Source organism: Kocuria dechangensis (assembly GCF_014636775.1).
Lineage (GTDB): Bacteria > Actinomycetota > Actinomycetes > Actinomycetales > Micrococcaceae > Kocuria > Kocuria dechangensis.
Window position 1 is genome coordinate 23,889 of the sequence record NZ_BMEQ01000024.1, and the last position, 21,198, is coordinate 45,086.

Below are 21,198 nucleotides of genomic sequence, written 5' to 3' on the forward strand. Positions count from 1 at the left end.
ACGCGTCGTGGGACGTCCCTCGGCGCGCGGGCCCCGGACGGAGGCGCCGTGGGGGACCCGGGCCCGCCTTCATCGTAGGAGGGATCGCCCCTGGTCAGACCCGGATGCCACGGATTACAGGCATAACGATGGAGTCACGGCAGCAACCGGCGAGTAGATCCGGGACACAGGACTCCCGTCCGGTCCGGGGCGTGATCGTCCCCCGGGCCGACCGATGGGTAGTGTCGTCCCCGTCACACCACGGACGGGACGGACGACGAAGAGGGGCCATGGCCGGAGCACCGGGACACCTGGGCGCGGGCGGGGAGGACTTCCCCGACGCCTACTTCGTGCGGCTGGACGGGACCCGGTTCCGCTCCACGCTGCACTCGCAGGGCGCGTGGAACGACGCCGAGCAGCACATGGCGGCCGCCTCCGGCCTGCTGGCCCACGTGGTGGAGCTCGACCATCCCCGCCCGGACGTGGTGCCGGCGCGCTTCTCCTACGACATCCTGGGCTTCATCCCCGGCGGGGAGGTCGAGGTGACCACCCGCATGCTCCGGCCGGGCCGCACGATCGAGCTGGTCGAGGCCACGATGAGCCACGCGGGCCGCGCCTGCATCCGGCTGAGCGTGTGGCGGCTGGTGCGGGGCGAGACCGCGGGGACCGCCGGCACGCACCGGGAGGCCATCGCCCCCGTGGCCGACGCCGTCCCCACCGGCATGACCGACCGGTGGAGCGGCGGGTACATCGCCTCGCTGCAGAGCCGGGCCGTGCGCGAGCACCGGCCCGGCAGCGCCGCCATGTGGCTGCGGGCGCCGCACCCCCTCGTCGCCGGCGAGGAGGCCTCGACCACCGCGCAGTTCCTCGCGGCCGTGGACGCCGCCAACGGGATCGCCGTGCGCGTCGCCCCCGACGAGCTGGCCTTCCCCAACGTGGACCTCGGCGTGCACCTGGTCCGGGAGCCGGTCTCCTCCTGGGTGGGCCTCGACACCCACGTGACCTTCGGCCCCACCGGGGTGGGCCTCACGGAGTCCCAGCTGCACGACGAGGCGGGCTACCTCGGCCAGGTGGCGCAGTCCCTCACGATCCGACCCCTCCCCTCCGCCGGCTGAGCGCGCCCGTCCGGCCGGACTCCCGCGCGACCGTACAATGGGGCGGGATTTCCGACGTCGAGACCAGGGGCGAGCACGTCCCGAGGAGGCCACCCCATGAGCAGCATCACCGTCACCGTGATCGACCGCGAGGGCACCCGCACCGAGGGTGTGGACTGGAAGGACTACGAGAGCCTGATGGAGGCCCTCACCCGCCACAAGTACCCCATCCTCGCGACGTGCGGCGGCAACGCCTCCTGCTCCACCTGCCACGCCTACCTGGACCCGGAGGCCTTCCGGAAGTCCGGCGGGACCAACGAGGAGGAGGAGGACCTGCTCGAGATGCTCGACGACACCCGTCACGAGACCTCCCGGCTCAGCTGCCAGGTCGAGTGGTCCGAGGACCTCGACGGCGCCGAGGTCACCATCGCCCCCGAGTGGTGAGCCGCCGGACCGGCGGCGCCGGCCACCAGCACTGACCAGCAGCATCAGACGGACCGGCGAGACCGCCGCGCAGGAAGTGGACCCATGACCGACATCCGAGACGACCTCACCACCCGCGCCGCCTACGTCTCCGACGCGTCCATCTACCGGCGGCTGCCCGAGGCCGTCGCGGAGCCGCGCGGCGTCGAGGAGGTCCGCGAGCTGCTGGCCCTGGCCCGGGAGCGCGGCTGGTCGGTGGTCTCCCGCGGCGGCGGCACGTCGGTGGCCGGCAACGCGATCGGCGACGGCCTGGTCATCGACACCTCCCGGCACTTCAACCGGATCCTGTCCATCGACCCGGAGGCCATGACCGCCACGATCGAGCCGGGCGTGATCTGCGACCAGCTGCGGGCCGCGGCCTCCGAGTTCGGCCTCACCTACGGCCCCGACCCCTCGACGCACGCCCGCTGCACGATCGGCGGGATGGTGGCCAACAACGCGTGCGGCTCCCACTCCGTGGCGTGGGGCACCTCCGCGGACAACCTGGTCTCGCTGACGGTCATGCTCGCGGACGGCCGCGAGGTCGAGCTGCACGAGGGCGGCACGTCCGACCCCGCGATCGACCGGGCGCTGACCGCGATCCGGGACCGGCACCTGGCGATGCTGCGCACCGAGCTCGGCCAGTTCCCGCGCCAGGTCTCCGGCTACGGGCTGCACTACCTCCTGGGCGAGAAGGGCTTCGACACCGCCAAGGCCTTCGCAGGCTCCGAGGGCACGTGCGGGATCATCACGCAGCTCACGGTGCGCCTGGTCCGCAAGCCCGCCCACACCGCCCTGGCCGTGCTGGGCTTCGAGGACGCCTTCGAGGCCGCGACGGCCGCCCCGAAGCTGCGCGTGCCCGGCGTCTACACGATCGAGGGCATGGGCTCCGACCTGGTCGAGGCCCTGCAGACCCGCCCGGGCCGGGAGGAGTCCGGCTCCGAGCTGCCCCGCGGCGGCGGCTGGCTGTACTGCGAGGTCGGTGCCGACACCCTCGAGGAGGCCGAGGCGCGGGCCCGCGAGCTGCCGGGCCTGGTGCCCGAGAACGTCGTCGACTCGATCATCGTGGCCGAGGCGCCGCTGGCCCGGGCCCTGTGGGGGATCCGCGAGGCCGGCGCGGGCATCGTGACCCGCCTGCCCGACGGAGGGGAGGCCTGGCCGGGCTGGGAGGACTCCGCGGTGCCCCCCGCCCGTCTGGGCGAGTACCTGCGGGACCTCTACGACCTGCTGCACGAGCTGGGCCTCACCGGCATCCCCTTCGGACACTTCGGCGAGGGCTGCGTGCACATCCGGATCTCCTTCGACTTCGGCACCGACGCGGGGGTCGCGACCTACCGGACGTTCATCGAGCGCGCCGCCGAGCTCGTGCACCGCTACGGCGGGTCCGTCTCGGGCGAGCACGGCGACGGCCGGGCCCGCTCCGAGCTGCTGGCCACCATCTACTCCCCCGAGGCCCTGGCCTCCTTCGCCGAGTTCAAGGCCGTCTTCGACCCCGAGGGCGTGTTCAACCCGGGCGTGCTCGTGGACCCCGAGCCCATCGACCAGGGGATCCGCCCCGGCCCCGGCGCCCGCACGTTCGACCTCAGGCCCGTGCACGCGTTCTCCCGCGACGGCGGCTCCTTCTCCAGCGCCGTCAACCGGTGCGTGGGCGTGGGGCAGTGCCGCTCCGACGTGGGCGCGATGTGCCCGTCCTTCCAGGCCACCCGCGACGAGGTGCACTCCACCCGCGGCCGCGCCCGGTCCCTGGCCGAGATGCTGCGCGGCGAGACGATCACCGACGGCTGGAAGTCGAAGGAGACCCTCGAGGCCCTCGACCTGTGCCTGTCCTGCAAGGCCTGCGCCACCGAGTGCCCCGTCAACGTGGACATGGCCACCTACAAGGCCGAGTTCCTGCACCACCACTACCGGCACGGCCTGCTCTCCTTCCTGGGCCGCGACCGCCGCCCGATGGCCCAGTTCACGATGGGCTGGATGCCGCTGCTGATGCGGATCGTGGAGAAGGTGCCGTTCGCGTTCCGGGCCGTCAACCTCCTCGAGTCCTTCCGTCCCGTCGAGGAGCTGACCAAGCGGCTCGGCGGGATCGAGCCGAGGCGGCGGATGATCTCCTTCGCGCCGCAGCCGCTCACCCGGTGGTTCCGCCGGCGGCAGGCGGAGGGGCACCGGCCGGGCGACGACGCGGCCGGGCGGGAGACCGTGGTGCTGTGGCCGGACACGTTCACGAACTTCTCGGCGGACGCCCCCGGCAGGGCCGCCGTGGAGGTCCTGGAGGCCATGGGCTACCGGGTGCTGCTGCCCATGGACAACGTGTGCTGCGGGCTGACCTGGCACTCCACCGGCCAGCTCGACATGACGCAGAAGATCCTGCGCGACACCCTCGACGTCATGGAGCCGCTGATCGAGGCCGGCTACCCGATCATCGGCCTGGAGCCCTCCTGCACCGTGATGCTCCAGGACGAGATCACGGAGCTGCTCCCCGAGGACCCGCGCGCGAAGCGCGTGGCCGAGCTGACGACGACACTGGGCGCCTTCGCGGCCCGCCACCTGGCCGCGGGCGGGCCCTGGCCCTTCCAGGAGCTGGCCACCGAGGCGGGACCGGCGCAGGCCGTGTGCCAGGTGCACTGCCACCAGAAGTCGATGAGCGGCTACGGCCCCGAGCTCGAGGTGCTGGCGAAGCTGGGCGTGGACACCGCCGTCGTGGGCGGCGGCTGCTGCGGGCTGGCGGGCAACTGGGGCTTCGAGCCGGGCCACTACGAGGTCTCCCAGCGGCTCGGGGAGCGGGAGCTGTTCCCCGCGATCCGGGCGGCCGCGGACGGCACGATCGTGCTGGCCGACGGCTTCTCCTGCCGCACCCAGATCGCCCAGGGCACCGGCGCTGAGGGCGTGCACCTGGCCCAGGTGATGCAGGCGGCCCTCCCGGCCGGCGGCGGGGCCTGACGGCCCGCCGGGCGCCGGCAGCAGGCGCGCAGGACCGCGGCGGGTCCGTGCGCCGGTCCCGCCGCGGTGTCGGGGCCCACCCCTAGACTGGGGATCCCGGAGGCACCGCAGCCCTCCCGGGCGTGGCCTGCCACGACGTCCGCTCGAGGAGGATCTCCCCCCAATGCTCCCCACCTCACCCGCCGCCCGTTCCCGGCTGGCCGCCCTCGCCCTCGCCTCGGCCCTCGCCCTGTCCGCCTGCTCCGGCGACGACCGGATCGGCACGGCCTCGGCCCCCACCGCGGACGCCTCCGCCACGCCCTCCCCGTCCGGATCCCCCGCCACCGCGACCCCCACGACCTCCGCCACCCCCGGCCGGACCGCCGGCGCGACCCCCACGCCCTCCGCCACCGAGCCCGCGGCGGAGCCCTCCTCGGCGGCGCCCTCCTCGGCGGCACCCGCGGAGGCCCCCGCCGACACGCCGGCGGCGGAGAGCACCCCCGCCATCGGCGGCTCCCCCGCATCCGAGCCCGCACCTGAGCCCGCAGCCGAGGCCCCCGCTCCCGGGGCCCCGGCCGGGGAGGACCAGCGGCGCGGCGGCGCCGCCGTGATCCACCCGCCGGAGGCGGGCCCGGAGGCCCACGGCCTGTGCTACCTCCCCTACCTCAGCCTCGAGGCGGCGCCCACCCAGGGCGCCGCGGGGTCGGTGATCGCCACCGTCACCCTCACCAACGACGGGGACGCGCCCTGCACCCTCGACGGCTACCCCGGGGTGTCCTTCGTCGACGGTGCCGGCGCGATGATCGGCGTCCCCGCCGAACGGACGCCGGGCGCGGGCGGGGAGGCCCTGGTCCTCGTGCCCGGCCAGAGCGCCACCGCGAGCCTGCGCATCTCGCAGGCCGACAACCACAGCCAGTGCGACCCGCGGCCCGCCGCGGGCCTGCGGATCTACCCGCCCGAGAACACGGAGTCCGTCGTGGTCCCCTTCACCACCCAGGCGTGCGCCAACCCCGCCGTCCAGCAGCTCGAGATCCAGGGCTTTGGCGCCTGACCCAGCCCTCGACCTCTTCACCGAGGCCACCCGCACCTGGTTCGCGGGTGCGTTCGCGGCGCCCACCTCCGCCCAGGACGGGGCGTGGCGGGCGATCGCCGCGGGCCGCCACGCCCTCATCGTGGCGCCCACGGGCTCGGGCAAGACCCTCGCCGCGTTCCTGTGGGCCCTGGACCGCTTCGTCGCCGACGCCGCCCCCGCGCCGGCCCCCGGACCGGGCCCCGGCACGGGGGCCGGGGCCGGGTCCAGGACCGGGGCCGGCCCGGGCGGGAGCGCTCGCGGGGGCACCGACCTCCGTGCCAAGGCCAGCGCCGCGAGCGCCCGCGGCGAGCGGCGCGGGACGCGGGTGCTCTACATCTCCCCGCTCAAGGCCCTGGGCGTGGACGTGGAGCGCAACCTGCGGGCCCCGCTGATCGGCATCTCGCAGACCGCCCGGCACCAGGGGGTCGAGCCCCCCGAGATCAGCGTGGGCGTGCGCTCCGGGGACACCCCGCAGGCGATCCGCCGGGCGCTGCTGACCAACCCCCCGGACATCCTCATCACCACGCCCGAGTCGCTGTACCTCATGCTCACGTCCAAGGCCCGGGAGACCCTCACGGACGTGGAGACCGTCATCGTGGACGAGGTGCACGCCGTGGCCGGCACGAAGCGCGGCGCCCACCTGGCCGTCACCCTGGAACGGCTGGACGCCCTGCTGGAGAAGCCGGTGCAGCGGATCGGGCTGTCCGCGACCGTGGAGCCGGTCGAGACGGTCGCGCGGTTCCTGGGCGGGCGGGAGCCGGTCACCGTCGTCGCCCCGCGGATCGAGAAGAAGTGGGACCTCACCGTCTCCGTGCCCATCCCGGACATGACCGTGCTGGGCGGGCCCGGCGCGTCGCCGTCCCTCGCCGGCTCCGCCTTCGGCGACGACGACCTCGACGCCCTCGCCCCCCAGGCCACCGCCTCGATCTGGCCGCACGTCGAGGAGCGGGTCGTGGACCTCGTGCTCGAGAACCGCTCCACGATCGTGTTCGCCAACTCCCGCGGCCTGGCCGAGAAGCTCACCGCACGGCTCAACGAGATCTACGCGTTCCGCCTGGAGCACGGCGCGGACGGCGGAGCGCCCGCGGGGTCTCCCGTCCCCTGGGAAGACAGCTGGGACGACAGCTGGGACGACAGCCGTCCCAGCTGTCGTCCCAGCCCCGCCTCCGCCGAGGCCGCCGGTGCCGCGCCGCAGCAGGTGGGGGACGTCCTGCGCCGCGCCCTGGCCGGGACCGAGGACCCCGCAGCGGGGGCCCCGGCGCCCGCCGGACCCGCCCGCCAGCACGGCCGCTTCGAGGGCGCCCCGCCGGTGCTCGCGCGCGCCCACCACGGGTCGGTGTCGAAGGACCAGCGGGCGCTCATCGAGGACGACCTCAAGACCGGGAGGCTGCGCTGCGTCGTCGCCACGTCCTCCCTGGAACTGGGCATCGACATGGGCGCCGTGGACCTCGTGGTGCAGATCGAGGCCCCGCCCTCGGCGGCGTCCGGCCTGCAGCGCGTGGGCCGCGCCGGCCACCAGGTGGGCGAGGTCTCCCGCGGCTGGCTCTACCCCAAGCACCGGGGGGACCTCCTGGACGCCGCGGTGACGGTCGAGCGGATGCTGCAGGGGCGGATCGAGCCCCTGGCCGTGCCCGCCAATCCCCTGGACGTCCTGGCCCAGCAGACCGTCGCCGCCACCGCCCTGGGGCCGGTCGACGTCGAGGACTGGTTCGACACCGTCCGCCGGTCCGCGCCCTTCCTGGCGCTGCCGCGCTCCGCCTTCGACGCCACCCTGGACCTGCTCTCGGGCCGCTACCCCTCCGACGAGTTCGCCGAGCTGCGCCCCCGCATCGTCTGGGACCGCGAGACGGGCAGCATCGAGGGCCGCCCGGGGGCCCAGCGGCTGGCCGTGACCTCGGGCGGGACCATCCCCGACCGCGGGCTGTTCGCCGTCTACCTGGTGGGCGAGCAGGACGGGAAGAACTCGAAGCGGGTGGGCGAGCTCGACGAGGAGATGGTCTACGAGTCCCGCGTGGGCGACATCATCGCGCTGGGCGCCTCCAGCTGGCGGATCGAGGAGATCACCCACGACCGGGTCATCGTCTCCCCCGCCCCGGGCGTCCCGGGCAAGCTGCCGTTCTGGCACGGCGACGGCCAGGGCCGGCCCGTGGAGCTGGGCCGGGCCGTGGGCCGGTTCAACCGGGAGATCGCCGGGGCCTCCGAGAAGGAGGCCCGTGCCCGCCTGGCCGCGGCCGGGCTCGACGAGTGGGCCGCCGACAACCTGCTCGCCTACGTGGGCGAGCAGAAGGAGGCCGTGGGCCAGGTCCCCTCCGACACCCTCTTCGTCGTCGAGCGCTTCCACGACGAGCTCGGCGACTGGCGGGTGGTGCTGCACTCGCCCTTCGGGATGCCCGTGCACGCCCCGTGGGCCCTGGCCGTGGGCGCCCGGCTGCAGGAGCGGTACGGCCTGGACGGCTCCGCGCAGGCCGCCGACGACGGCATCGTGCTGCGCGTGCCCGCCATGGAGGACGAGCCCCCGGGCGCGGAGCTGTTCCTCTTCGACCCGGACGAGCTCGAGCAGATCGTCACGGAGCAGGTGGGCGGCTCGGCGCTGTTCGCGTCCCGGTTCCGGGAGTGCGCCGCCCGCGCCCTGCTGCTGCCCCGCCGCGACCCGGGCCGGCGCACGCCCCTGTGGCAGCAGCGCCAGCGCTCGGCCCAGCTGCTGGACGTGGCCCGGAAGTACCCGCAGTTCCCGATCATCCTGGAGACCGTGCGCGAGTGCCTGCAGGACGTCTACGACCTGCCCGCGCTCAAGGCCCTGCACCAGGCCGTGGAGCGCCGGGCGATCCGCGTGGTGGAGACCACCACGGAGCAGCCCTCCCCGTTCGCCCGCACCCTGCTGTTCGGCTACGTGTCCCAGTTCCTCTACGAGGGCGACTCCCCGCTGGCCGAGCGCAAGGCCGCCGTCCTGTCCCTGGACGCCGCGCTGCTCAACGAGCTGCTGGGCCGCGCGGAGCTGCGCGAGCTGCTGGACCCGGACGTGATCGCCCGGACGGAGGCGGAGCTGCAGCGTCTCGCCCCGGACCGCCGGCTGCGCGGGCTGGAGGGCGCCGCCGACCTGCTGCGCCTGCTCGGCCCGCTCACGGTGGCCGAGGCGGCCCGGCGTCTGCATGACCCCGAGGACCCCGAGCGGGCCTGCCCCGAGGACGCCGCCGCCGGGTGGCTCGACCGGCTCGTGGCGGCCAACCGGGCACTGCGGGTCCACCTGCGCGGGGTGGAGCACTGGGCCGCGATCGAGGACGCCGCCCGGCTGCGGGACGCCCTGGGGGTGCCCCTGCCCATGGGGGTCCCGCTCGCCTTCGTCGAGCCGGTCGAGGACCCCCTGGCCGACCTCGTCTCCCGCTTCGCCCGCACCCACGGCCCCTTCACCGTCGACGAGGCCGCGACCGGCCTCGGCCTGGGCGTCGCGGTCGTGCGCACCACCCTGGAGCGGCTCGGCGCGGACCGGCGGGTCGTGCAGGGCGAGTTCCGCCCACCCGAGCTGCTGGCCGGGACCGGCGTCCCCGCCGGGTCCGAGTGGTGCGAGACCGAGGTGCTGCGCCGAATCCGGCGCCGCTCCCTGGCCGCGCTGCGCCGCGACGTCGAGCCCGTCCCGGGGGAGGTCTACGCCCGGTTCCTCCCGGCGTGGCAGCACGCGGGCCGGGGCCACCAGCTGCGCGGCGAGGACGGCGTCCTGACCGTGGTGGACCAGCTCGCGGGCGTCGCGATCCCCGCCTCGGCGTGGGAGCCGCTGGTCCTCGCCGCGCGGGTGGCCGACTACCGGCCGGAGCTGCTCGACGAGCTCACCGCCTCCGGGGAGCTGCTCTGGTCCGGGGCGGGCTCGCTGGCCGGCGACGACGGGTGGGTGTCCCTGCACCTGAGCGAGGCCGCGCAGCTCACCCTGCCGCCCGCCGAGACCCTCGGCGCGCGGGCCGCGGCCCTGGACTCCGCGCTGGAGCGGCGCGTGCTCGACGTCCTCGGCTCCGGCGGCGCGTACTTCTTCCCCCAGCTGCTGGGCCTGCTCGACGCCGGCGGGGAGCCCGTCCGGGCCCCGGAGCTCACCACCGCCCTGTGGGACCTCGTGTGGGCGGGACTGATCACCAACGACACCTTCCTCCCGGTGCGGGCGATGCTCTCCGGGGGCCAGGCCGCCCACCGGCACAAGCCCCGGGCCCCGCGCGGGCGCTCGACCGTGCGCCGCGGCGCGGCCCGGCTCAGCCCGGGCGGGGCCGCTCCCCGGGCCGGCGGGGCCCTGCGCACGGGCGCGGCCACCATGGAGCGCCACGACTCCCCGATCGTGGCCGGTCGCTGGTCGATGCTGCGCCCCGAGCCCCTCGACCCCACCCTGCGGGCCTCGGCCACCGCGGAGCTGCTCATGGACCGCTACGGCGTGGTGACCAAGGGCCCGGTGGCCGTGGAGGAGATCCCCGGGGGCTTCGCCACGGTCTACAAGGTGCTCTCCACGCTCGAGGACACCGGCCGGGCCCGGCGCGGCTACTTCATCGAGGGCCTGGGCGCCGCCCAGTTCGCCCAGGCCGCCACCGTGGACCACCTGCGCACCTTCAGCACCGACGACCAGGTGCGCACCGAGGAGCCCGTGGCGCTCGCCCTGGCCGCCACCGACCCCGCCAACCCGTACGGGGCCGCCCTGGAGTGGCCGGACCCGGTCGCCGCGCCCGCCCCGGACGCCGGCACCGGTCCCGCGGGCCGGCACCGGCCCGGGCGCAAGGCGGGAGCCGTCGTCGTGCTCGTGGACGGCGCCCTGGCCCTGTACGTCGAGCGCGGGGGCCGCACGGTCCTCGCGTTCACGGACGACCCGGACGCCCTGGCGGCCGCCGGACCCGCGGTCGCCGAGACCGTCCGGCGCGGTGCGGTGGACAGGCTCACCGTGGAGAAGGTCAACGGCGCCGAGGTCCTCGGCTCCGGCCCCCTCGAGACCGCGGTGCGGAAGTCCCTCCTGGCCGGCGGGTTCTACTCGACGCCGCGCGGGCTGAGGATGCGCCGGTGAGCGCCGCGGCGGACCGGGGAGGTGCCCGTGCCCGAGGGTGACACCGTCTACCGCCAGGCCGCGCTGCTGCGCCGCGCCCTGGCCGGGAAGGTGCTCGAGCGCAGCGACCTGCGGTTCCCCTCGATCGCGACCGCGGACCTGTCCGGGCGCACCGTGACCGAGGTGGTCCCCCGCGGCAAGCACCTGCTGATCCGCGTCGACGGCGGACCCGACGGGCTCGTCCCGCTGACCCTGCACTCCCACCTGCTCATGGAGGGCATGTGGCACGTCTACCCCCGCGGCGCGCGGTGGCGGCGGCCCGGCCACCAGGCTCGGGCTGTGCTGGAGACCGCCGCCGCGCAGGCGGTGGGCTTCGACCTGGGGATGCTCGACCTCGTGCCCACGGCGGACGAGGACGACGTCGTGGGCCACCTGGGCCCCGACCTGCTCGGCCCCGACTGGGACCGGGCCGAGGCCCTGGCCCGGCTGGCCCGGCACCCGCGCCGGCACGTCGCGGCGGCGATCATGGACCAGCGCAACCTCGCCGGGATCGGCAACGTCTATCGCAACGAGGTCCTGTTCCTGCGGCGTCTGCACCCGTTCACCCCGGTCGGGGAGGTACCGGACCTCGGGGCGCTGGTTGACCTCTCCCACCGGTTGCTGCACGCCAACCGGGACCGCTCCCAGCGCTCCACCGTGGGCGGGCCCGCGCGGCGGGGCGAGCAGTTCTGGGTCTACGGCCGCGGGCGGCAGCCCTGCCGCCGCTGCGGCACCCGGATCGAGGAGGCCCGGATCGACGACGCCGAGCTCGTCCCGGGCGAACCCTCCCCCGGTCCGCCGCGCGACCGGGCGCTATGGTTCTGCCCCCGCTGCCAGCCCCTCTCCTGATCCCCGGCGCCGGGTCCTATCATGGGACCAGCATCTGAGACCGCTGAGGAGACCCCCATCGACACCACTCTGCTCGACCCCGCCTACTTCCCCGCGCCCGAGAACAGGGCGGACGGCGACGAGTTCCGCGCCGCCTCCCGCGCCGCCGCCGCGACCCTCGACCAGCGCCCCGACGTGGTCCGCTACAAGGACCGCTTCGCGCTGCGGATCACCGACCGGACGCCCTACGAGGTCATGGTGGAGAACCTGCTGTTCGTGCGGACCGTCCTGGACCGCGCCGGGGTCGACTACCTGCTGGTGCGCGGCAACGACGAGCGGCCCGTGATCGCCGTGGACCGGAGGGACCGCGCCCGGCTGCGGGAGGCCCTCGTCGAGGCGGCCGAGGGCGAGCCGTACTACGTCAAGCCCATGGACACGAAGAAGAAGACGTCCCAGCTGCTGGCGGACGGGGACCTCTCCGCCCGCCGCAACTCCCGCGTCCTGCGCCTGTACCGGCCGCACTACTCGAAGGAGTCCAAGCTCTACTACGGCGCCGCGACCGGCGTGCAGATCGAGCTGTGGGAGTTCGGGGAGCGGGAGATCCGGCTGCCCGTGGAGAACTCCCTGACCCGCCGGACCGTCCTGCGCGCCGACGCCGTGCGCGGCACCGTGGAGCGCTTCGGCCTGGAGTGGCCGACGATCGAGAACATGTTCGCCGACCACGCGAGCGACATCGACTTCCCGGTGGACCTCGTCTTCTCCTGGGTGGACGGCTCCGACCCGGAGTACCGCCGGATCCGGGCCTCCTACATGGAGAACGCCGTGGTGGGCGAGGGCGACGCCCACGAGGCCCGCTTCCGCCAGGTCGACGAGCTGAAGTACGCGCTGCGCTCGGTGCACATGTTCGCGCCGTGGGTGCGCAGGATCTACATCGTCACCGACTCCAAGACCCCCGCGTGGCTGGCCGAGCACCCCCGGGTGCGGGTCGTGCGCAACGAGGAGTTCTTCCCGGACACCTCGGTGCTGCCCGTGTACAACTCCCAGGCGGTCGAGGCGCAGCTGCACCACATCGAGGGGCTCTCCGAGCACTTCCTGTACTCGAACGACGACATGTTCTTCGGCCGCCAGATCGGTCCCTCCCTGTTCTTCTCCCCCGGCGGGGTCACCAAGTTCGTGGAGGCCAGCACCCGCATCGGCCTCGGCGAGGACCACCCCGAGCGCTCCGGGTTCGAGAACGCGGCGCGCGTCAACCGCCGGCTGCTGTGGGAGCGCTTCGGGCGCGTCACCACCCGGCACCTCGAGCACTGCGCCGCCCCGCTGCGCCGCAGCGTGATCGCGGAGCTGGAGCGGGAGTTCCCGCGGGAGTTCGAACGCACGGCCGCCAGCCGCTTCCGCGCCGCGGACAACATCTCGGTGACCAACTCGCTGTACCACTACTACGCGCTGCTGACCGGCCGGGCCGTGACCCAGGAGACGGCGCGCACGGAGTACGTGGACACCACCACCCGCGCGGGCCTCCAGCAGATGGAGAAGCTGCTCTCCCGCCGCAGCCAGGACATGTTCTGCCTCAACGACGGCAGCTTCCCGGAGGTGCCCGCCGCGGAGCGTGCCGAACGGATGATCGGTTTCCTGGAGCGCTACTTCCCCGTCAAGGCGCCCTGGGAGAACTGACCGCTGCGGCCGGCCCCCGCACGGGGACCCCGGCCGTCCCGGGCAGCACCGGGCCGTCGCCGGGGAAGCTCAGGTCCGCCGCGGCGAGCTTGACCGCCGCCTCCTCCGGCCCCAGGACCGCCCCCACCGAGGGCCACGGCCCGAGGGGCACCGGCGAGTGCAGGACCGTGTCCTCGTAGACGTGGACGAGGTGCAGTCCCTGCCCGCCGTCCTGGGCGCGCTGCCCGCCCACGGGCACCAGGAGGTCCTGCGTGTAGCAGGTCCCGCCGGACACGGAGACCGGGATGCCGGCGAACGTGCCGAAGCCCGAGTGGTGCAGGTGCCCGCCGAGGATCGCCCGGACGTCGGTGCCGCGCAGCACCGCGGCCAGCGCCCGCTGCCCGCGCAGCTCGACGCGCACCGCGAGGTCCTGGACGCACGGCAGCGGGGCGTGGTGCATCGCCAGCACCGTCCCCTCCGGCGCCGGCTCCGCCAGCTGCGCCGCGAGCCACGCCAGCTGCCCCTCCGTCAGCCCGCCGTGGTGGGCCCCCGGGACGGTGGTGTCCAGGGCGAGCACCCGCAGGCCCCCGATCCGGTGCACCCGGTCCACGGGGCCGGGTGCCGGCGGGTCCTCCCCCAGGAGGATCTCGCCGAACGCGGCGCGGTCGTCGTGGTTGCCGATCCCCCACACGACCTCGGCGCCCAGACGGGCCGCGAGCGGGTCGACGAGCTCCCGCAGCAGCCGGTACGCGGCCGGCTCCCCGTCGTGGGCGAGGTCCCCCGTGAGCACCAGGGCGTCCGGTCGCAGCCCGGAGCCCTCGAGGGCCGCCAGGGCCTCCCGCAGGCGGGCCGCCGGGTCCACCGCGCCCGCCAGGAGGCCGGAGGCCAGCAGGTGGAGATCGGTGAGGTGGACCAGCAGTCGGCGCGGCCGGGGGTGTTCCGCTTCCATGCCCCGCATCCTAGTGGGGCCGCACCGGCTGTCCGGCGAGCCGCGCCAGGGGCGGCCGCGGCCCGGCTCGATAGACTCGGGAACGAGGCGCGCGCCGTCGCTCCGCCTCGTTCCCGGCATCGCCGGTGCGGTGGTGCCGCCGTCGTCCGAAAGGCTGGAGCCCCATGAAGGCATGGCAGTTCACCACCACCCACGAGCCCCTGGTCCTGACCGAGGTCCCCGAGCCCAGGGCGCGGCCCGGCGAGGTCGTCGTGGACGTCCGCGCCGCCGGCCTGTGCCACACCGACGTCGGGGTCCTGGAGGACGAGGGCTGGCTCTCCACCCTCGTGCGCACCCCGATCACGATGGGCCACGAGGTGGCCGGCGTGGTCTCCGCGGTCGGCGAGGGCGTCACGGAGTTCTCCACGGGCGACCGCGTCGGCATCTGCCCCACCACGCCCCTCGGCGCACCGGGGTTCAACTACGACGGCGGCTTCGGCGAGCAGGTCGTCGTCGGCACGGACGCCCTGGTGCGGATCCCCGCCAACGTCTCCTTCGCCCTCGGCGCGGCGGGCACCGACGCCGGCATGACCAGCCACCACGCGGTGATCGCCAACGGCCAGGTCACGGCCGGCACCCGGGTCGGGATCATCGGCCTGGGCGGCCTCGGGCAGATCGGCGCCCGCGTGGCCGTCCTCGCCGGGGCCGAGGTCTACGCCGCGGAAGTCAACGAGAAGGTCTGGCCGCTCGCGCGGGAGATCGGGGCGAAGGACGTGAAGCCCTCGATCGCCGCCTTCAAGGACGTGGGGCTCGACGTCGTCGTGGACTTCGCCGGCTTCGGCACCACCACGGCGGAGGCGATCGAGACGGTCCGCACGGGCGGTCGCGTGGTGCAGGTCGGCATGGGCCGGCTCGAGGCGACCATCAGCACCAAGGCCCTGATCCTGAGTCAGGTCACGCTCATCGGCTCCAACGGCGGGACCAAGGAGGACGTCCAGGGGGTCTACGACCACTTCGCGAGCGGGCAGCTCGCCCCGGCCGTCACGGAGATCGGCTTCGACGAGATCCCCGAGGGCCTGGAGCGGCTCGCGCGCGGCGAGGTGGTCGGGCGCCTCGTGGCCGTCCTGGGCGAGTAGCGGAGGGTGCCGCCGGCCCCGTCCGGCGCCCCGGTGGGCGGGGACCCCCGTCCCCGGGGCGGGACCCGGGCGCCGCCCCCCCTCCCGCGGAGGGCCGGGATTTGCGACAATAAACGTCCAGTGCCCGACTCCGAGAGGACCCCTCATGCGCGTCAGCTTCGCCGGCCCCCTGATCACCATCGCCCTGGGCCTGATCCTCTGGCTGGCACTGCCCTCCGTGGTGGGACCCGTCAACCTCCGGCTGGTCGGCCAGATCGTCTTCTGGGTCGGCGTGGCCTACCTGGCCCTGGTCCTGCTCTCGGCCGCCGTGCCGTCCCGGCGCCGCTCCACCCGCCGGACCGTGGCGGACCCGGTGACCGGCGAACGGATCGAGCGCTCCGAGACCGACCTGAGCTGATCCGGCCCGGCGGGACGGGCAGGGCTCAGACCGGCTGGGGGACCTTCCGCAGCGCCTCCTGCAGCGCCCCGAGCACGAGGGCCACCGAGCCCGGGTTCGCGTTCGGGCCCATCAGCCCGATCCGCCACACCGTGCTCGCGTGCTCCTTCACGCCGGCCCCGATCTCGAGGGAGAAGTGCTCCAGCAGGTAGCCGCGCACGGCGGCGGAGTCCACGCCCTCGGGCACCTTCACCGTGGTGAGCTCGGGCAGCCGGTGGCCCTCGGCCGCGAACAGCTCCAGGCCCATCTCCTCGAGGCCCTCCTGCAGGGCGTCCCCGGCGGCCTGGTGCCGCGCCCAGACGTTGTCCAGGCCCTCGTCCGAGATCCGCCGCAGACCGGCGTCCAGGGACGCGATCATCGCCGTGGGCGCGGTGTGGTGGTAGGTGCGGGCACGGCCCTGGGCCTCGCCCGCGTAGCCGCCCAGCATCCCCAGGTCGAGGTACCAGGAGCGCGGGCGCTCGACGCGGCGCTCGAACGCGGCGTCCGAGATCGTGAAGGGCGCCAGGCCGGGGGCCACCCCCAGGCACTTCTGGGTGCCCGCGTAGCCGATGTCCACGCCCCAGTCGTCCGCGCGCAGCTCGATGCCGCCGATCGACGTCACGGCGTCGACGAGCAGCAGGGCGTCGCCCTTGAGCTCGCCCAGGGCCGCGATGTCGGAGCGGACCCCGGTGGAGGTCTCCGCGTGCACGGCGGCGATGATCTTCGGGGCGGGGTGGGCCTCGGCCACCCGCTGCGGGTCGATCGGCTGCCCGTACGGGAAGTCCACCCGCACCACCTCGGCCCCGCAGCGGGCCGCGACGTCGCACATGCGCTCGCCGAAGAGCCCGTTGACGGCGACGACGACGACGTCGCCCTCCTCCACGGTGTTGACGAAGGCCGCCTCCATCCCGGCCGAGCCCGTGGCGCTCAGCGGCAGCGTCCGCCGGTTCCCGGTGCCCCAGACCGCCCGCAGGCCGTCGCAGGCGCTGTCCATGACCTCGAGGAACGCCGGGTCCAGGTGGCCCAGCAGCGGGTGCGTGAGCGCCGCGGTGGCCTCGGGGTAGGGGTTGGACGGGCCGGGACCGAACAGGTGGCGCTGGATCATGGGCACGGGCATGCGGCTCTCCTCGAGGGGTCGCGGTGGCAGGTCTTCTCCGCCGCCCAGCCTAGCCACCGCGCTCGCCCGCGCCGGGATGCCGCGCGACCGGCCGCCGGTGTGGTAGCCGGTGTGGCAGCCGGTGTGGCGACCGGTGCAGCGGTCGTTGTGGCACCGGCACCTGCTGGGTAGTCTCGGAGAGGCCAACGGCGGGTCCCCCACGGACCATCTACCAGGCAGATCTGCACCAGCCGGCACGCAGCGGTCGCCGTCGGCATGCCTCCCGTCTCGAGACGGAAGCCCCACGGCGGCGCCTGCCCGACCCCCGGAGGTCCGCATGGACGCACCGCACCCCACCGACAGCGCCGACACCCCCGACAGCACCGAGTCCACCGTCCGGAAGCGGCTGCTGGAGGCCATCGACCTGGCCGTGAGCAACGCCTCCGGCGACGGAGGACCCTTCGGCGCCCTGGTGGTCACCGCGGACGGGCGCCGCTTTCCCGGCGTCAACCGCGTCACGGCCGACAACGACCCCACGGCGCACGCTGAGGTCATGGCCATCCGCACCGCCTCCCGGGAGCTCGGGACCTTCGACCTGAGCGGCTCCACCCTCTACACGAGCTGCGAGCCGTGCCCGCTGTGCCTGTCCGCGGCCCTCTGGGCCCGCCTGGACGCCGTGTACTTCGCGGCGGACCGGTACGACGCCGCGGCCGGCGGGTTCGACGACGCCGAGTTCCACGAGTTCTTCACGAAGCCGGCCGACGAGCGGTCCCTGCCGGTGCGCTCCGTGGACCTCGAGGAGCGCACGGCGCCCTTCGAGGCGTGGGCCGCGAACACCGCCCGCACCGAGTACTGAGGCCGGGCCGGCACCGCCGGCGGGGAAGACGGAACGGCACGGAACTCACCGGGGCGCTGCACCTGCCCGCGTTCCTCGGGGCCGGGCAGAAGCAGCCGAGCGGGCCCGGACTGCGGCGTCGGTGTCCTCGGCGAGGAGGTCCGCGTTGATGGCGGCGGCGGCCACGACCCCGGATCCCGCGGCGACGGACACCATCGCTGCGGGATCGGCGGTGTTCCCCGCGGCCCAGACGCCGGGGAGGTCCGTGCGGCCCACGGCGTCGGTGGCGACGCAGGTCCCGAGGGGGTGCTCGGCAGGCGTTCCGCCGAGCTGTTCGTACAGCTCGGTCCGGGCCGTGAACCGCGGTGCGACGACCAGGGCGTCGAGGGGGATCTCCTGCCCGTCCTCGAGGACGAGCGCCTGCAGGACCCCGTCCGTGCCGCGCAGCCTCTCCGCCGCGGCATCCACGACGCGGATGCCCACGGCGGCCAGCTGCTCCCACGCCGCCTCGCCCGGATCGGGCATGCTGTGGCGCACGAGCGTGACGTGCTCGCTGAGCCGGCGGAACAGCAGAGCCTGATGGATGCTCGCAGGACCGGCGCCGAGCACCCCGATGCGCTGCCCGCGGACCTCCCATCCGTGGCAGTAGGGGCAGTGCAGCACGCTGGTGCCCCAGAACCGGCGGATGCCGGGGATCTCGGGCAGTTCGTCGACCAGCCCCGTGGCCAGCAGCAGCCGTCGCGCCCGGACGGTCCCGCCGTCGGCGAGCTCGACGTCGAAGCCGCCGTCGACCCGGCGTGCGGCGAGGGCACGGGTCCGCCGCAGGTGCGCGCCGTAGCGCTGGGCCTCCTCCCGGCCGGTCGCCAGCAGCTCCAGCGGTGGGACGCCTTCTCTGGCCAGGAGGTTGTGGGCGCCGCCGGCCGGGGCGTTGCGGGGTTCGCCGGCGTCGACGACGACCACCGAGCGGAGCGAGCGTGCCAGCGCGACGGCTGCGCTCAGTCCGGCCGCGCCGCCTCCGAGGACCGCGACATCATGGGTGGGGGTGGTGTTCATGGGAGAGCTCCTCGATCTGTCGGGTTGGTCCGGACGCACCGGCGCGGGTCAGGGGCGCCGTGCAGCCCAGGCGGTGCGGCTACCGCGGATGCTCAGGTCCCGGCGGTTGAGCAGGGCCTCGGGGTGATCCTGAGCCAGCAGGCGGTCCAGGACGGCACGGTCCTCGGGGGCCAGCCGGCCCTGGAGAGCCGTCCGCATGCGGGAGAACCAGGCATGGGCGAACCGACCGGTGGCCGGCTGCGCCGGGTGCGCTTCTGTGCTGACGGTCCGCGGGCCGAGGACCTCGAACCCGGCTCGCTCCAGGTGGGGCCGCCAGTCCGGGTGCGCGTTCCAGCCCGCTCGGGCCAGGGCCTGGTGGCACCGGGACTCCAGCCCCGGGAGGCCGGTCCCCGTGTCGCCGGGCAGGAAACGGGGCAGGGCGTCCATCTCGACGACCACCAGCAGCCCGCCGGGCCGCAGTGCGGCACGGATGCCCCCCAGCACTGCGCCGGGGTCGGCGACCTCGTGCAGGAACGACGAGGCCCACACCAGGTCCACCCCTGACGCGACCGCGGGCCACGCCACGTCCAGGTCGGCGTGCACGACGTGCACCCGGCCGTCCAGCCCCTGGCCGCGGGCCGCGGCCCGCACGCGCTCGAGCATCACGGTCGACCGGTCGACCGCCAGCACCTCCGCGGCGGGGAAGCGCCGGGCCAGGGCCAGGCCGCCGGCGCCCGTTCCGGCGCCCAGGTCGACGACCCGGTGCGGGCCGGCCACCACGAGCTGCGCGGCCCACGCGGTCAGGTCCTCCAGAACGGAGCCGGAGACCTCGGCGTCCAGATCCAGCAGCTGCGCCAGGCCCTCCTCGTGCCCGTGGTCGGCGTCGTGGCCGGTGGGGAGCTGCGGGTGAGAGTGCTTCGTCATGCCCCGAGGGTAGGCGGGTCATGCCTCCAACGCATACACTCTTGCTCATGACGCAAGAATCTGACGTGGACACCGTGATCCGCCGGCGCATCCGCGGCCTGCGCCTCGCCCGCGGCTGGTCGCTGGACGCCCTGGCCGGCCGGTGCCACCTCAGCCCCTCCACCCTCAGCCGCATCGAGACGGGGCACCGCCGGATCGCCCTGGACCAGCTGGTGCCCATCGCCAAGGCCCTGGGCACCACGCTGGACGAGCTCGTGGAATCCCCTGGCGACGAGGACGTGGTGATCCGCCCCGAACCCGGGCACGCTCCCGGAGTGACCACATGGTTGCTGTCCAGGGAGGATGCGCTGCACGGGATGACGGTCGCCAAGATGCGCATCAGCCCGGCCCGGCCCGCGGACGCGGAGCAGCTGGCCGTGCATCCGGGCCGGGAGTGGTTCACGGTGCTCTCCGGCACCGCACGCCTGCGCCTGGGTGAACGGACCGTGCTCGTCGAGGCAGGCCACGCGGCCCAGTTCTCGACCATGGTCCCCCACGCCATCGAGGCCCACCACGGACCCGTGGAGATCCTCACCGTCTTCGACCACGACGGGCAGCGCGCCCATCTCCACGGCGCCGACGACGCCGCCCCGCCTCACGGTCGCCGGTCGACCGCTGATCCGGGTGACCGCTGATCCGGGTGACCGCGACCCGCGGTGAGGGCGACGGAGTCCGCTCCCGGAAGGAGCCCGAGACGGTGCACGGCGAGCGCCCGGGTCCTACGATGACGCCATGGCACGAACGGACGCAGCCTCACAGGTGGTCCCGGCCCCACCCGACCGCGTCTACGCCGCGCTGGTCGACCCGGACGCGCTCACGGCCTGGCTGCCGCCGGAGGGGATGACCGGTCGCATCGAACGGTTCGACCCCCGGCCGGGCGGGTCCTACCGGATGGTCCTCACCTACACCGACGCCTCAGCCGCGCCGGGCAAGGCCGCCGCCGACACCGACGTCGTGGACGCACGCTTCGTGGACGTCGTGCCCGGCGTGCGCATCGTGCAGGCCGTGGACTTCGTCTCCGACGACCCGGCCTACGCCGGCACCATGACCATGACGTGGGAGCTCACCGAGGTCGACGGCGGCACTCTCGTGGAGATCCGCGCCGACAACGTTCCTCCCGGCATCTCCGCAGAGGACCACGCGGCCGGACTCGCCTCGTCCCTCGCCAACCTGGCCGGCTATCTGCGACACTGAGCCGGGCACCGGAGCGCCCGCGGGACCTCTGCGCCGAGCGGCCGATCCTGCAGCCACCCGGGGGCTCAGCAGCCCCTCACCCCGTGGGGATACACTCTTGTCTCTCCCGTGCAGGACTCTCCTGCACGGCGACTCCCTCTTCCCCCTTGTCCAGGAGGACCCACCACAGCATGGCCACCACCGATTACGACGCCCCGCGCACCCGGCCCGAGGACGAGCCGGCCAACGAGTCCCTGGAAGCCATCCAGGCCCAGCGCAGCGCCACCGTCCAGACCGCCGTCATCGACGCCGAGGACTTCGACACCGCCGAGGGCATCGACCTGCCCGGCGCCGACCTCTCCCACGAGGAGCTCACCGTGGCGGTGATCCCCGAACAGCTCGACGAGTTCACCTGCGCCTCCTGCTTCCTGGTCCGCCACCGCTCCCAGCTCGCCCGCCAGAAGAACGGCACCAGCTACTGCACCGACTGCGAGGGCTGAACCCTCCCCGCCCCCGGCGGCCACCACGACCCCAGGCCCCCGGCGCACGATGCGCCAGGGGCCTGAGCCGTTCCTGCA

At 74.7% G+C, this 21,198-nt stretch carries 17 protein-coding genes; 13 read left to right on the forward strand and 4 right to left on the reverse strand.

Annotated features, from left to right (window positions below; genetic code table 11):
- The first annotated feature begins 269 nt into the window (after positions 1-269).
- The 7 genes from IEW07_RS16595 to IEW07_RS16625 all read left to right on the forward strand — a co-directional run bounded on the left by IEW07_RS16595 (position 270) and on the right by IEW07_RS16625 (position 13,063).
- Positions 270-1,094: a thioesterase family protein gene (locus IEW07_RS16595; RefSeq protein ID WP_188539271.1), complete on the forward strand. Its 825-nt coding sequence runs from the start codon at positions 270-272 to the stop codon at positions 1,092-1,094.
- A 96-nt stretch (positions 1,095-1,190) separates the two neighbouring features.
- Positions 1,191-1,517 (forward strand): 2Fe-2S iron-sulfur cluster-binding protein, encoded by a 327-nt coding sequence (locus IEW07_RS16600; protein ID WP_188539273.1) that lies wholly within the window; start codon positions 1,191-1,193, stop codon positions 1,515-1,517.
- A gap of 84 nt (positions 1,518-1,601) precedes the next feature.
- Positions 1,602-4,469, forward strand: a complete 2,868-nt coding sequence (locus IEW07_RS16605; protein ID WP_188539275.1) for an FAD-binding and (Fe-S)-binding domain-containing protein — start codon at positions 1,602-1,604, stop codon at positions 4,467-4,469.
- Between the two features lie 163 nt (positions 4,470-4,632).
- Positions 4,633-5,499 (forward strand): DUF4232 domain-containing protein, encoded by an 867-nt coding sequence (locus IEW07_RS16610; protein ID WP_188539277.1) that lies wholly within the window; start codon positions 4,633-4,635, stop codon positions 5,497-5,499.
- A complete protein-coding gene (locus IEW07_RS16615; RefSeq protein ID WP_188539279.1) occupies positions 5,489-10,546 on the forward strand; it encodes an Lhr family ATP-dependent helicase in 5,058 nt (1,685 codons plus the stop codon). Before IEW07_RS16610 ends, IEW07_RS16615 begins: the two co-directional genes overlap by 11 nt.
- Positions 10,547-10,573: 27 nt before the next feature.
- Positions 10,574-11,413, forward strand: coding sequence for a DNA-formamidopyrimidine glycosylase family protein (locus IEW07_RS16620; protein ID WP_188539281.1), 840 nt, complete (start codon positions 10,574-10,576; stop codon positions 11,411-11,413).
- A gap of 21 nt (positions 11,414-11,434) precedes the next feature.
- The gene (locus tag IEW07_RS16625; RefSeq protein ID WP_188539284.1) at positions 11,435-13,063 is read left to right on the forward strand and encodes a stealth family protein; all 1,629 of its coding nucleotides are present in this window, start codon (positions 11,435-11,437) and stop codon (positions 13,061-13,063) included.
- Here the strand turns inward: IEW07_RS16625 and IEW07_RS16630 are convergent.
- Complete coding sequence (locus IEW07_RS16630) at positions 13,041-13,991, reverse strand: phosphodiesterase (RefSeq protein ID WP_229741922.1); 951 nt, start codon at positions 13,989-13,991, stop codon at positions 13,041-13,043. The two genes, IEW07_RS16625 and IEW07_RS16630, sit on opposite strands and share 23 nt — an antisense overlap.
- 164 nt (positions 13,992-14,155) lie before the next feature.
- Between IEW07_RS16630 and IEW07_RS16635 the strand changes: the two genes are divergently transcribed.
- Positions 14,156-15,106, forward strand: a complete 951-nt coding sequence (locus IEW07_RS16635; protein WP_188539288.1) for a zinc-binding dehydrogenase — start codon at positions 14,156-14,158, stop codon at positions 15,104-15,106.
- A 145-nt stretch (positions 15,107-15,251) separates the two neighbouring features.
- Positions 15,252-15,503: a DUF6458 family protein gene (locus IEW07_RS16640; protein WP_188539290.1), complete on the forward strand. Its 252-nt coding sequence runs from the start codon at positions 15,252-15,254 to the stop codon at positions 15,501-15,503.
- Between the two features lie 25 nt (positions 15,504-15,528).
- Here IEW07_RS16640 and IEW07_RS16645 read toward each other — a convergent pair whose 3' ends face one another.
- Complete coding sequence (locus IEW07_RS16645; RefSeq protein ID WP_188539292.1) at positions 15,529-16,638, reverse strand: pyridoxal-phosphate-dependent aminotransferase family protein; 1,110 nt, start codon at positions 16,636-16,638, stop codon at positions 15,529-15,531.
- A 316-nt stretch (positions 16,639-16,954) separates the two neighbouring features.
- Between IEW07_RS16645 and IEW07_RS16650 the strand changes: the two genes are divergently transcribed.
- Entirely contained in the window at positions 16,955-17,473 is a 519-nt protein-coding gene (locus IEW07_RS16650; protein WP_188539294.1) for a nucleoside deaminase, read from the forward strand.
- A gap of 45 nt (positions 17,474-17,518) precedes the next feature.
- Here the strand turns inward: IEW07_RS16650 and IEW07_RS16655 are convergent, their stop codons facing one another.
- Positions 17,519-18,505: an NAD(P)/FAD-dependent oxidoreductase gene (locus IEW07_RS16655; protein WP_188539296.1), complete on the reverse strand. Its 987-nt coding sequence runs from the start codon at positions 18,503-18,505 to the stop codon at positions 17,519-17,521.
- Positions 18,506-18,553: 48 nt separating this feature from the next.
- Positions 18,554-19,408, reverse strand: a complete 855-nt coding sequence (locus tag IEW07_RS16660) for a class I SAM-dependent methyltransferase (protein ID WP_188539297.1) — start codon at positions 19,406-19,408, stop codon at positions 18,554-18,556.
- A gap of 47 nt (positions 19,409-19,455) precedes the next feature.
- On the opposite strand from IEW07_RS16660, the gene IEW07_RS16665 reads away from it, so the two are divergent.
- The 3 genes from IEW07_RS16665 (at position 19,456) to IEW07_RS16675 (ending at position 21,120) form a co-directional block, all read left to right on the forward strand.
- Positions 19,456-20,082: a helix-turn-helix domain-containing protein gene (locus tag IEW07_RS16665; RefSeq protein ID WP_188539299.1), complete on the forward strand. Its 627-nt coding sequence runs from the start codon at positions 19,456-19,458 to the stop codon at positions 20,080-20,082.
- Between the two features lie 97 nt (positions 20,083-20,179).
- Complete coding sequence (locus IEW07_RS16670; RefSeq protein ID WP_188539301.1) at positions 20,180-20,641, forward strand: SRPBCC family protein; 462 nt, start codon at positions 20,180-20,182, stop codon at positions 20,639-20,641.
- A 170-nt stretch (positions 20,642-20,811) separates the two neighbouring features.
- Complete coding sequence (locus tag IEW07_RS16675) at positions 20,812-21,120, forward strand: DUF4193 domain-containing protein (protein ID WP_188539303.1); 309 nt, start codon at positions 20,812-20,814, stop codon at positions 21,118-21,120.
- The last annotated feature ends 78 nt before the right edge of the window (positions 21,121-21,198 follow it).